This window comes from Mucilaginibacter polytrichastri, assembly GCF_001911425.1.
GTDB classification, from domain to species: Bacteria; Bacteroidota; Bacteroidia; order Sphingobacteriales; family Sphingobacteriaceae; genus Mucilaginibacter; species Mucilaginibacter polytrichastri.
Genome location: NZ_MPPL01000001.1, coordinates 825,743 through 837,232, shown reverse-complemented (window position 1 = coordinate 837,232; position 11,490 = coordinate 825,743). Strand labels below are relative to the sequence as shown.

Below are 11,490 nucleotides of genomic sequence, written 5' to 3'. Positions count from 1 at the left end.
CGAAGGATTGGCAGGAAGAAAATAACGATGATTAATATTAATTATATCACAAAGCGGGCTTGCGGGAGTGTGAGTGACGCACTATCGCTACGAATGGCTACAAGACTACAAAAAAATGAGAAGAACAGCTATTATATACATAATTATATTTCTAAGCTCATGCAAGTTTGCAGAGAAACAAAAATATTTATTTCCTGACAATTATTGCGGTAATATATACATTTTTACTAATGTTAAAAACGGATCGCCTAAGCAATATTATGCTGGTAATATTCGAATTTATTCTGTTTTTCAGTCCGGTATACTACTTAGTCAATTTAAAGAAACATATGGAATAACGAATAAAAGATTCTTCTTTAAAACAAAAAATGGAAATGAAATTGAATTTAATGGTATACCGTTCCAAGATGATAAAGCCTCATTAGACAGTAATAAGGTTTATGCGTTTTATGGAAATGATACAAATATTACTTTTCCAAAATCTAAGGATACTGTAGGGATACAAATAGTTACAATTTGTAAGCCTAAAAACTTCAATAATACAAACCAGGAACCATTTAAGAAAATACTAGTAGGATCTCACTTCTTACCAGAAGACATCACCTATGAAAGGTTAATCAACATACGAAATAAAGCCAACAAATTGATTAAAAATACTGTATTTGTCAATGATTAACAATTCAGGTACTCTCTGAGAGATTTTGCGACGACTAAATAAAATGTTTTTTCTCTTCATATCCACCATGCTACATTCACAAGCTAAAAAATTTCAACTCATACCATTCATTATCAGCTTGACTATTACGTTGGTAATTGGTTTTGTTGCCTCGGTATTTACCCGGCCAGAGATACCAACCTGGTATCAGGCCATCCATAAGCCATCGTTTACGCCCCCATCGTGGCTGTTCCCCATCGCGTGGACCAGTATGTACATCATGATAGCCACTGCGGCCTATTTGGTTTGGAAACGCCGCAACCGTACTGCGTTTTACAGCTTTACCCGGGGTATTTATTTTGTGCAGCTGTTGCTCAATTTCTCGTGGTCTATCGTGTTTTTTGGCATGCACCAAATACTGGGTGCACTGGTTATTATTTTGCTGCTTTGGGTATTTATTATTTTTAACCTGTATAACTTTAGCAAATTTAGCAGGGCGGCCGGCTGGCTTTTTTTGCCTTACTTATTGTGGGTTAGTTATGCATCGGTACTTAACTTCAGCATTTACATGCTTAACCGCTAAAATATTTTGCTATTTTTAACAACAAGTAACGGTTAATTTGTTATCCTTTTTTAAGCCATGAAAATAAAATTTTTACTTACTGCGCTGCTGTTATTATCCATCAGCTTCAGCTATGCCGATACCGTTACGATAAAACACTTCATCGTAAAATCAAATCCCTTTGCCAAAGATGAGATCGCCATTTTAGCCGCCGATTCGCTTAATGAGGTTAACGAGCAGGTAAGCGGTAATTTTATTTTTACGGTTAACGGTTTTGAGGATACCTTAAAGTTTGATAAAGGCACCGCCTTTTATCACCATAAAATACTTCGTTCCAGCTTTTTGTATGTAAAGCACCACAATGATACCGGCACCTACGGCACGCTATATTACCTATACAAACATGTTGATGATATTACCCCGGTACACATCAGCTGGATTTGGTTACTGGCTATACCGGCAGGTTTAATTATTATTGGCTATCTGTTTAAAAGGTTTATCATTATTGCAATTATTCTGTTCCTGATATTCCTGTACTTTAACCACTCCAACGGTTTAAGCATGCCAACGTTTTTCGAAAGTGTGCTTAATGGATTAAAGAACCTGTTTTAAAGCGGGCAATAATAATTTAGAAAGGTAAACCAATACCAAAATTAAGCTGCATAAAATTATAAGATTCGCCGTTGCTGTTGAGGTAACTGCGCTTAAAGTCGCCCGATTTAAATAGCTCGTTAAAGTGGTTAACCAGTACCCATTGGTCGCCGCCGCTAAACTGTGGGTCTTTAAATTTAAAGGCGGCATCAAACCGCAGGATAAAGAAGTTAAGATCTAACCGGAAACCTGTACCGATACCCATAGCGGTAGATTGAAACAGATTATTCAACTTAAACTGGCCACCAGGATTTTCGCTGGCGCCGGCTACACCAGGTAAGCGCCAAACGTTACCAAAATCCATAAAGGTTGCCCCCTTAAGCTTCGAGCCAAAGAAGTTATTAGTTACGTTGTAGCGATACTCTATGTTACCCACAATCTTAATTTCACCAAACTGGTCGAGGTATTTTAAATTGGTACGGTTGGTGGTATCTGTGCCATAAAAAGCTCCCCTGTTAAACTTACCGGGGCCTAATGTACGCGGTAACCACGCTCTGATATCATTAGCACCACCGGCATAAAAGTTTTTCTCGAAAACAAGTTGGTTGCTGTTACCATATGGGAGCCCTATCCCTGGGTTAAGCCTGAAAACGATTTGTTTTTCGCCGCCAAGATGGCGGTAAAGCCTTACATCGGCTTCTAACTTAGTGTACTGGGAAAACGTATAACCTAAAAATTTACGAAAGCCGAGCGAATCTTTGGGCGCATTAAAGAGTTTGCTTAATAAGCCCAGCGTATTACCACCAACGTCAATAAAGCCGCGGAAATAGGTAAAGTTATCCAGCGTGTTTAGCTTATTGGCATTTTGCTGATAAGTGTACTGGCTACCGATGGTAAATATGGTGCGCCCGATAAGGTAGATGTATGAATACCTGTTATACGCCAGCAATTGAGCATACGCGCTAGGGTCAATGGTGCCCCTCGAAAACTCGATATTTATGGGTGTAAAGCTATGCAGTTTGCGGCTGGTTTCGGCCCAGTCATACGTTAACGAGTTAACAAAGCTTTCGCGGGTTACGAGGCCCTTTTGGTAAAACAACTGATAACTGGAAGAAAAAGTAGTATGTGGCACGCCATATTTACCCAAAATAGGGAAATTAAAAGGCGATATAATGCGGGGATAACTTAAGCTGGCTCCTACTTTAAAATCCTGATTTTCTATACCGGTTGAGTTGGTAGAATTACGCCCGTTATCAAAAAGGATACTCCAGTTTGCCTTAATTTGCAGGGATGCCGTGGTTTTAAAGATGTTACGATCTGTATAGGTATTACCAATATTATATCCATACCGCCCCCCGCTAAATAGAAACTCGCCCTCTAACCTATCAGACATTTGTTTTAGTGGGATAATATCAATCTTGGTATCGAGCCTCCGGTTTACACTATCCGGTAATTTAGTATAGGTTGGGTTAGGTACGTTTTTAAAGACATTAAGCTCCGAAAGCCTCGATGTGGTAAGCGTTTGCTGATCGATGTTAAACAAGTCGCCTTTGCGCTGAAAAATATAGGTAGTAACCGTTTTTGGCTTAAACCTTTTAGAAAAATCAACAAACCGGTACTGCGAATCAACCTGTATGGTATCGGCATGGCCGGGTGTGCGGCCATTGCTATTGGCAATGGTAATCAGTGTGTTATTAATTTTATAAACAGGGTGTTCTTTTTTACCGGCCGGGTTATCAATAATAACTTTAAGATCTACAACACCGCTGTTAAAGGTAGAATCATAATTAAAACTGATGTACTGGCGGTAAAAATCAAAGTAACCATTCCGTTTCATCACTAAATAAAACTCGTCCCTGTCAAAGGCCAGGCTATCGGTATCAAAGCGCCCACCCGGTTCTATATGCGAAAAACGGATGCGGTTGGCGCGATAAAGTGCACGCACCTTAGGGTCGGCAATACTATCCTGAAACTTGCGTATTTTAAACAACGGCCCTTGTTTTGCTATAAAAAACAAAGAAGCCTTTTTCTTTTTAACTATCACAGAATCGGTAACCTGTGCTTTAAGATAGCCCTTGTTATGCAGAAATTTCTCTATTTGCAATCGCGAAAATTCAACCAGGTTGCTATCCAGTATAGATGGCGGCTCACCTATATTTTTCTTCCCGTTTTTACTAAACGCCAGGTAAAACTGCAGGTTAAGCCAGTTATTGGGCTGCTCACCCTTATCAATATAAGTTACAGCGGCTTCTGCAAATTCCTTATCAATGCCTTTTACTGCCACATTACGCACAAGTGCCTGGTTACCCTTGAGTTTACGGGTAAGGCTACACCCCGAAAGCAAAAACAAAAGTAAAATAGTTAATATTGTAAGGCGGTAACCGGCCGGCTTTATATATGCTTTCAAAATCTCAAATCAGTTTAATAACATCCTTACAACATAAAAAATTTCGCCATCAACATAACCTGTTTATTGTTGAAGGGCATAAATCTGTAATAGAGTTTGCCCAATCAAGCTACCGGTTAGAGGCGATATACTACACGCCCGAATTCTCCTCAAAATTGCTGAAATTATCTAATAAAATAAACTTTCAGGAAATTTCTGTAGTCGACATGGCTCGCATCAGTTGCTTAAAAACACCTCCGGGAGTTTTGGCGTTGGTTAATATACCAGTTTCCCCATTATTAGATTACAGCCTACTTAAAGAAAAGTTTTCATTAGCTTTAGATGGTGTGCAAGATCCGGGTAATATGGGCACCATTATACGCACGGCCGACTGGTTTGGCATCGGCCATATTATATGCTCTGACGATACGGTTGATGTGTACAACCCCAAGGTGGTGCAGGCTACCATGGGGTCGCTATCACGCGTAAAGATACATTATACCAGCCTGGCAGATACCTTGCCAGCATTACAATTAAATATTTTTGGTGCTTTACTTAACGGAGAAAACATTTATAATACTACCTTTGGTACCGAAGGTATATTGATAATGGGTAACGAAGGCAATGGAATAAGGCCCCAGATACAAGAAGTTATTAACACCCCGGTAACCATTCCGCAGGCGGGAAAGGCTGAGTCTTTGAACGTTGCAATGGCTACAGCAATATTTTGTTCGGAGATTTGCAGAAATACATTAAAATAAATTGCGAGCCAATTATTTAATTACTATTTTTGCAATCCCTAAAAATGGTCGGATGGCCGAGTGGCTAGGCAGAGGTCTGCAAAACCTTTTACAGCGGTTCGAATCCGCTTCCGACCTCACAAAGGAAAATTTTAAAAAATTAAGACGATGAGTGTTACACGTTTAAAAAGAAAAGACAGAAGAAATAAAACCGTATCTCGCTTAGAGGTACAATTTCTGAAATTGGCTACTAACTTAGAACTGGGAAACAGATCTAAAGAGTCAAAACACAGCCAAATTGCTAAAAACAATGCTGTTTTAGCTAAGCTTGTTGCAGGTAAATAATTTACCTTAAAAAAATCTTTATTTAAAATCCTGCTGGTTTACCAGCGGGATTTTTTTTATGACCTGTAAATAATAAAAGCGACTCAATGGTCGCTTTTATTATTTAATTGTGATAAGCCTAATTATCCCAAGAGCGCCTTATTAATACGCCCTATCAGCGCCGGGCCTTCGTAAATAAACCCGGTGTAAAGCTGTATCAAAGCTGCACCGGCATCCAGTTTATCAATCGCATCCTGGGCAGAGTGAATGCCTCCTGCCCCTATAATTGGGAAAGCACGATTTGATTTATCGGCCAAATAACGGATAACTTTTGTAGAGCGTTGCGTTAAGGGCCGGCCGCTTAAACCACCGGCTTCTTTAACTACTTTTTCGGGCGATATCAACCCTTCCCTGCTAATGGTGGTATTGGTGGCTATCAATCCATCTATTTTAGTTTCGGCAACTATTTCAATAATATCATCCAACTGTTCGTTGGTTAAATCGGGGGCTATTTTTAAGAGGATAGGTTTGCGAATGCTGTTTTTGTTGTTGCGTTGTTGCAATGTGCTCAAAATCTCGGTCAGTGGTTTCTTGTCCTGTAGGGCACGCAGGCCAGGCGTATTGGGTGAACTTACATTTACCACAAAATAATCTACCACATCAAACAAACGGTCGAAACATTTAATATAATCACTTACGGCCTCTTCGTTAGGGGTATTTTTATTTTTGCCAATGTTGCCGCCAATCATCAAACCCTTTTGCGCCTCCGGCTGATTCTTGCGGTAAGCAGCAATTCGCTCGGCCGCCATATCTACACCTTTATTGTTAAAGCCCATACGGTTAATTAAGGCTTCATCGGCAGGCAGCCTAAACATGCGGGGTTTATCATTACCTGGCTGCGGCAAAGGTGTTACAGTACCAACCTCAATAAAACCAAAGCCAAGGTTAGCCATTTCGCTAATATATTCACCATTTTTATCAAAGCCGGCAGCCAAACCAACCGGGTTTTTAAACTTTAAACCCAACACCTCTTTCTCTAACCGTGAATCTTCTATACGCCATAAAGACCTGCTTAAGGCCGATCCGCCGGGGGCGCTATTAAATCTTTTAAGATTTTTGGTAACAAAATAATGTACCTGTTCGGGGTCGAAATTGAAGAGTATGGGTTTGATTAACGAATACATGCTGCAAATGTATCCATTTTTACTTTCGGCCTTTGAACTTAAAAAACAATATTTACCTTTAATTCATGGTTATATAGATGATAGTTCACCGCCAAGTAATTACTAGGTCTATGAACTATCATCCATCATACCGAAAAACATCAAACTACCAAAAATATGACCACTCGCCGTGATTTTATCACCAAGACAGCAACCGCTACAGTTGCCGCCGTTACCATACCGGCTATTGTAACATCTGCTCTTGCTGCTACAAGCAAAAAAAGAATTGGCCTCGAAACCGGGAACATTATATTACTGCAGGGAGATTCGATAACCGACTGGGGCCGCGACAAAACCAAAAACGAGCCCAATACTACTGCTGCACTGGGTAGTGGCTATGCCATGCAGGCCGCAGCCGGCTTGTTGTATAAGTACGCCGATAAGAACCTACAGGTTTACAACAAAGGGATCAGCGGCAATAAGGTTTACCAACTTGCAGAGCGCTGGGACAACGATTGCCTGAATATTAAGCCCAACGTATTAAGCATACTGATTGGCGTAAACGACTTTTGGCACACCCTTACCGGTGGCTATAAAGGAACTGTTGACATTTATACCTCCGACTTCAAAAAGTTGTTAGACCGCACTAAACAAGCCCTGCCAGACATAAAATTAATTATCGGCGAGCCCTTTGCGGTTAAAGGCGTAAAAGCGGTTGATGATAAATGGTATCCGGCATTCAATGCCTACCGTGCATCGGCAAAAGACATAGCCGATCAATATGATGCTGTTTGGATACCCTACCAATCTATCTTCGACAAAGCACAAGAAATTGCCCCAGGCAGTTATTGGACTATAGATGGCGTACACCCAAGCGTAGCAGGTGCACAGCTAATGGCACATGCCTGGCTGGAAACAGTAAAGTAGAGAAGCAAGAAATAAGAGCCAAGAATCAAGATATTTTGTGCTTTTACAAGCACTATGATGCCATCTTGGCTCTTGGTTCTTATCTCTTGGCTCTATAAAACTATTTGACATAATCTTGGCTCTTGGTTCTTGTCTCTTGATTGTCAAAACGGTATCTTTGCGCCCAAATGATTGCTATAAATAACCTTACGTTCGAGATTGGTGCAAGGGCCCTGTATGATGAAGCTAACTGGCATATAAAACCCGGAGAAAAAATTGGCCTTATTGGTGCCAACGGAACCGGTAAAACCACCCTCCTTAAAATTATTGTAGGCGACTACAAGCCAACATCGGGCACTATATCTAAATCTAAAGAACTTACCATAGGTTACTTAAACCAGGATCTGCTTTCTTACGCTTCGGATAAATCTATTTTACATGTGGCTATGGAAGCTTTTGAGCGCCAGAACCAACTGCATGCGGAAATAGAAAACCTGCTTAAAAAGCTGGAAACCGACTACAGCGAAGACCTGCTACACAAACTGAGCGACAAACAACATGAGTTTGAAACGCTTGATGGCTACAACATAGAATATAAAGCACACGAAATATTAGCCGGTTTGGGCTTCACTGAAGAACAAACTCAACGCAAGCTAAGTACCTTTTCGGGGGGATGGCGCATGCGGGTAATGCTGGCTAAGATACTTTTACAGGCACCGGATATTTTATTGCTGGATGAGCCTACCAACCACTTGGATTTACCATCCATCCAATGGCTGGAAGACTATCTGAAGGCTTTTGAAGGCGCTATCGTTATCGTATCGCACGATAGATGGTTTTTAGACAAGGTAATTAACCGCACGGTTGAATCGCGCAAGGGTAAGCTTACTGTTTACGCAGGTAACTACAGTTTCTACCTGGAAGAAAAAGCCTTGCGTGAAGAAATTCAGCGTGGCGAATTTAAGAACCAGCAATCAAAAATAAAACAGGAAGAAAAACTGATCGAGCGCTTCCGCGCCAAGGCTTCTAAAGCTAAAATGGCGCAATCGCGTATTAAAATGCTCGATAAAATGGATCGTGTGGATGATGTGGATGATGATAACCCATCGGTAAACTTCACGTTCAAATTCGGTAAGCAATCCGGCCGTAACGTGTTCAACATCGAAGGTGTGAACAAAAGTTACCCTAACCTGCAGATTTTAGACAATGCCGATGCTATCATCGAAAAAGGCGACAAAATTGCTTTGATCGGTGCCAACGGTCGTGGTAAATCTACCCTGTTGCGTATTATAGCTGCAGCTGATACAGAGTTTGAAGGTAAGGGCGAAACCGGTTATAATGTAACTAAAACCTTTTTCGCGCAGCACCAATTAGAGTCGCTGCATTTGGAAAATGAAATTTTAACCGAACTCCAAACTTTTGCACCGCGCCATACCGATACCGAACTGCGCTCTATATTGGGTAGCTTTTTATTTACCGGCGATGATGTATTTAAAAAGATCAAAGTACTATCCGGTGGTGAAAAATCGCGCGTAGCGCTGGCTAAAGCTTTAACGGCTGATGCCAATTTCCTGATACTGGATGAGCCTACCAATCACTTGGATATGGCTTCGGTTAACATCCTGATCCAGGCTTTACAGCAATACCAGGGTACTTTTATAGCCGTATCTCACGATAGGTTTTTCCTGGATAATATTGCCAACAAGATCTGGTTTATCGAAGATCAGAAGATCAAACAGTATCCGGGCACTTATGCCGAATACGAGGAATGGAATGCTAAACGCAAACTGGAACCCAAAGCAGCAGTAGCAGCAGCCCCTCAGCCTAAAAAGGAAGAGAAAAAAGAAGCCGCCCCCGTTAAGCAGCAATCTGTATCAGATGATAAATCTAAGCAGATAAAAAAACTGAACAGCGACCTGCAAAAAATGGAAGAGCAGAGTACTATCCTCGAAAAGGAAGTAAAACAGCTGGAAAATAAGCTGGCCGATCCGCAGGTATACAACGACAAAAGCAGGCTAAACGATACAAATACAGCTTATAAACAAAAGCAAAATCAGCTTAAACAAATCCAGCAGCAATGGGAAACCCTGGCCGGACAGATTTTGGAGCTGGAAGCTTAAATATCTCCACCATGCCATTGCGAGGTACGAAGCAATCTCTTAACTATACAAAGCGTTTAAATATGCTACTAGATTGCTTCATACCTCGCAATTACAGATTTTTGTTTGTAATTCTCTTCTTCTGTCTTTTATTTTTTGTCCAAAAATCCCGGGCGCAAATAATTTACGATAACCGGGTTTATCGCCCCAACATTAAAACAGTTGAGTTTTGTAATACCATTAAAGAAGGTGCTTTCCCAATAATCAGCCTCAACTCAAACGATCAATTACTATTGGGGTTTGATGAGCTGGGCAGCAATACCCGCACCTATAATTACACTGTAGAGCATTGCGATGCCGAGTGGAACCCATCGCGCATATCCCCTACCGAATACCTGCAATCTTTTAATGAAGACCGTATTATGGATTACCGTTACTCGGTAAGTACCATCCAAAAGTATGTGCACTATGAGTTAAAGCTTCCCAACCGCAATATAGCACCCAAAATACCGGGCAATTACCTGCTTAAAGTTTACGAAAACGGCGACGCTAACAACCCCATTATAACCCGCCGCTTTTATGTGGTAAGCCCAAGGGCAAATGTGGCGGCACAAATTATACCATCAAACGATGTAGCCCTACGCCAAACAAATCAAAAGATTAATCTCCAGGTTAATTTTAATGGCATGGTGGTGCAAAACCCTTACGGCGATATACGCATTGTAATAATGCAAAACGGCCGCAGCGAAACCGCACTGTTAAACACACGCCCAACATTTATTAGGGGGGCATCGTTAGAGTACAGTGATTTGAACATCAATGACTTTGCGGGTGGCAATGAATACCGGCATGTAGACACCAGATCGTTACGATTAAACTCCGAACATACGGCACGTATTTTTCGCGACACAGCTAATGCCGTTTTACTACTTGCCGATCGCAGCCGCGATCAGGATAACTACCTTTCTGTTTATGACAACAACGGTGGTTTTTATGTTCGTAACCAGGAAGGCAGCGACCCGGTTGTAGATGCTGACTATGCACAGGTTTATTTCAACATCGGTATCCCTGGTTCTACCGTAGACAATACCGTTTATGTGGTGGGTAAATTCAACGATTACGTACTCGATCAACGCAGTAAAATGAACTTTGATGCCGCTAAAGGCCGCTATTTCTTCAATACGCTACTTAAACAGGGAATAGTTGATTATCAATATGTACTGGTAGATAAAGCCGGAAAGCCCGATTATACAACCTTAGAAGGTAATCACTTCGAAACCGAAAATGATTACCAGGTACTGGTGTACTATCGCCAACCCGGTGCACGCTGGGAAGAGTTGGTTGGTTACCTGCTGCTGAATACTACTAAGAGGTAATCAAATTGTCGATGAGATTAAATACAGAAATGCGTTTCAGCCTAATCAACTTATTCTAAGTCAATCAACCATTCAACCAAAACTCTATATTTGCATCTATGTTAAAAAGGACGCCCACAGAAAGCTATACTATTATGAACGAACTGGTATTACCTAATGATACCAATACCTTCGGCAATTTGATGGGCGGCCGTTTATTATATTGGATGGATATTTGCGCTGCTATGGCTGCACAAAAGCATTGCAGCCACGTAGTGGTAACCGCTTCTGTTGATAATGTATCTTTTAAGCACCCCATTAAGCTGGGCGATGCCGTAATGATAGAGGCCAGGGTAACCCGTGGTTTTAATACCTCTGTTGAAGTAAGGCTGGATGTATGGGCTCAAGACCTGCCATCGGGCACCAAAATAAAAAGCAACGAGGCCTACTACACCTTTGTAGCTATAGATAGAGATGGCAATACGATCATCGTGCCAGAACTTGTCCCCGAGAGTAAACACGAACAACTGCTTTATGAAGGTGCACTGCGCCGCCGCCAGTTACGCCTTATACTGGGCGGTAAAATGCAGCCCGATGATGCTACAGAGCTTAAAGCCCTGTTTATGGAGAGCCAAAAGGGAGCGTAATATTTTTTGATAAGATAAAAGAGCAAAGACAAAAAAGACTAAGTTGAATCTAACTTCAATCC

General features: G+C 41.3%; 11 protein-coding genes and 1 tRNA gene. 10 read left to right on the top strand and 2 right to left on the bottom strand.

The features are described 5' to 3' along the window. The first annotated feature begins 115 nt into the window (after nt 1-115). The 3 genes from RG47T_RS03785 (at nt 116) to RG47T_RS03775 (ending at nt 1,829) form a co-directional block, all read left to right on the top strand. The gene (locus tag RG47T_RS03785; RefSeq protein WP_139235617.1) at nt 116-676 is read left to right on the top strand and encodes a DUF6843 domain-containing protein; all 561 of its coding nucleotides are present in this window, start codon (nt 116-118) and stop codon (nt 674-676) included. 67 nt (nt 677-743) lie between these two features. Then, nucleotides 744-1,238, top strand: a complete 495-nt coding sequence (locus RG47T_RS03780) for a TspO/MBR family protein (RefSeq protein WP_074493095.1) — start codon at nt 744-746, stop codon at nt 1,236-1,238. A 57-nt stretch (nt 1,239-1,295) separates the two neighbouring features. After that, a complete protein-coding gene (locus RG47T_RS03775; RefSeq protein WP_074488194.1) occupies nt 1,296-1,829 on the top strand; it encodes a hypothetical protein in 534 nt (177 codons plus the stop codon). Between the two features lie 16 nt (nt 1,830-1,845). Here the strand turns inward: RG47T_RS03775 and tamL are convergent, their stop codons facing one another. Beyond that, nucleotides 1,846-4,215, bottom strand: coding sequence for a translocation and assembly module lipoprotein TamL (tamL, locus tag RG47T_RS03770; RefSeq protein WP_083627287.1), 2,370 nt, complete (start codon nt 4,213-4,215; stop codon nt 1,846-1,848). Here tamL and RG47T_RS03765 point away from each other — a divergent pair. The 3 genes from RG47T_RS03765 (at nt 4,206) to RG47T_RS03755 (ending at nt 5,279) form a co-directional block, all read left to right on the top strand. Continuing rightward, nucleotides 4,206-4,955 carry a TrmH family RNA methyltransferase gene (locus tag RG47T_RS03765; RefSeq protein WP_074488193.1) on the top strand — a complete coding sequence of 250 codons (750 nt, stop codon included), beginning with the start codon at nt 4,206-4,208 and terminating at the stop codon, nt 4,953-4,955. The two genes, tamL and RG47T_RS03765, sit on opposite strands and share 10 nt — an antisense overlap. 46 nt (nt 4,956-5,001) lie before the next feature. After that, nucleotides 5,002-5,072 (top strand) — tRNA-Cys (locus RG47T_RS03760). 30 nt (nt 5,073-5,102) lie between these two features. Then, the gene (locus RG47T_RS03755) at nt 5,103-5,279 is read left to right on the top strand and encodes a spore protein (RefSeq protein ID WP_074488192.1); all 177 of its coding nucleotides are present in this window, start codon (nt 5,103-5,105) and stop codon (nt 5,277-5,279) included. Between the two features lie 122 nt (nt 5,280-5,401). Here the strand turns inward: RG47T_RS03755 and RG47T_RS03750 are convergent, their stop codons facing one another. Beyond that, nucleotides 5,402-6,442 (bottom strand): quinone-dependent dihydroorotate dehydrogenase, encoded by a 1,041-nt coding sequence (locus RG47T_RS03750; protein ID WP_074488191.1) that lies wholly within the window; start codon nt 6,440-6,442, stop codon nt 5,402-5,404. Between the two features lie 156 nt (nt 6,443-6,598). Between RG47T_RS03750 and RG47T_RS03745 the strand changes: the two genes are divergently transcribed. From RG47T_RS03745 to RG47T_RS03730, 4 genes are all read left to right on the top strand, one after another. Beyond that, on the top strand, nt 6,599-7,348 hold the full coding sequence (locus tag RG47T_RS03745) for an SGNH/GDSL hydrolase family protein (protein WP_074488190.1): 750 nt from the start codon (nt 6,599-6,601) through the stop codon (nt 7,346-7,348). A 167-nt stretch (nt 7,349-7,515) separates the two neighbouring features. Beyond that, a complete protein-coding gene (locus tag RG47T_RS03740; RefSeq protein ID WP_074488189.1) occupies nt 7,516-9,447 on the top strand; it encodes an ABC-F family ATP-binding cassette domain-containing protein in 1,932 nt (643 codons plus the stop codon). A 101-nt stretch (nt 9,448-9,548) separates the two neighbouring features. After that, a complete protein-coding gene (locus RG47T_RS03735) occupies nt 9,549-10,802 on the top strand; it encodes a type IX secretion system plug protein (RefSeq protein ID WP_074488188.1) in 1,254 nt (417 codons plus the stop codon). 98 nt (nt 10,803-10,900) lie between these two features. Beyond that, entirely contained in the window at nt 10,901-11,428 is a 528-nt protein-coding gene (locus RG47T_RS03730; protein WP_074488187.1) for an acyl-CoA thioesterase, read from the top strand. The last annotated feature ends 62 nt before the right edge of the window (nt 11,429-11,490 follow it).

Bases quoted from the DNA above. Each gene is read 5' to 3' on its own strand.
- RG47T_RS03750 (WP_074488191.1), bottom strand. From the start codon at position 6,442: ATGTATTCGTTAATCAAACCCATACTCTTCAATTTCGACCCCGAACAG.
- RG47T_RS03730 (WP_074488187.1), top strand. From the start codon at position 10,901: ATGTTAAAAAGGACGCCCACAGAAAGCTATACTATTATGAACGAACTG.
- RG47T_RS03745 (WP_074488190.1), top strand. From the start codon at position 6,599: ATGACCACTCGCCGTGATTTTATCACCAAGACAGCAACCGCTACAGTT.
- RG47T_RS03780 (WP_074493095.1), top strand. From the start codon at position 744: ATGCTACATTCACAAGCTAAAAAATTTCAACTCATACCATTCATTATC.
- RG47T_RS03775 (WP_074488194.1), top strand. From the start codon at position 1,296: ATGAAAATAAAATTTTTACTTACTGCGCTGCTGTTATTATCCATCAGC.
- RG47T_RS03785 (WP_139235617.1), top strand. From the start codon at position 116: ATGAGAAGAACAGCTATTATATACATAATTATATTTCTAAGCTCATGC.
- RG47T_RS03765 (WP_074488193.1), top strand. From the start codon at position 4,206: ATGCTTTCAAAATCTCAAATCAGTTTAATAACATCCTTACAACATAAA.
- RG47T_RS03740 (WP_074488189.1), top strand. From the start codon at position 7,516: ATGATTGCTATAAATAACCTTACGTTCGAGATTGGTGCAAGGGCCCTG.
- RG47T_RS03755 (WP_074488192.1), top strand. From the start codon at position 5,103: ATGAGTGTTACACGTTTAAAAAGAAAAGACAGAAGAAATAAAACCGTA.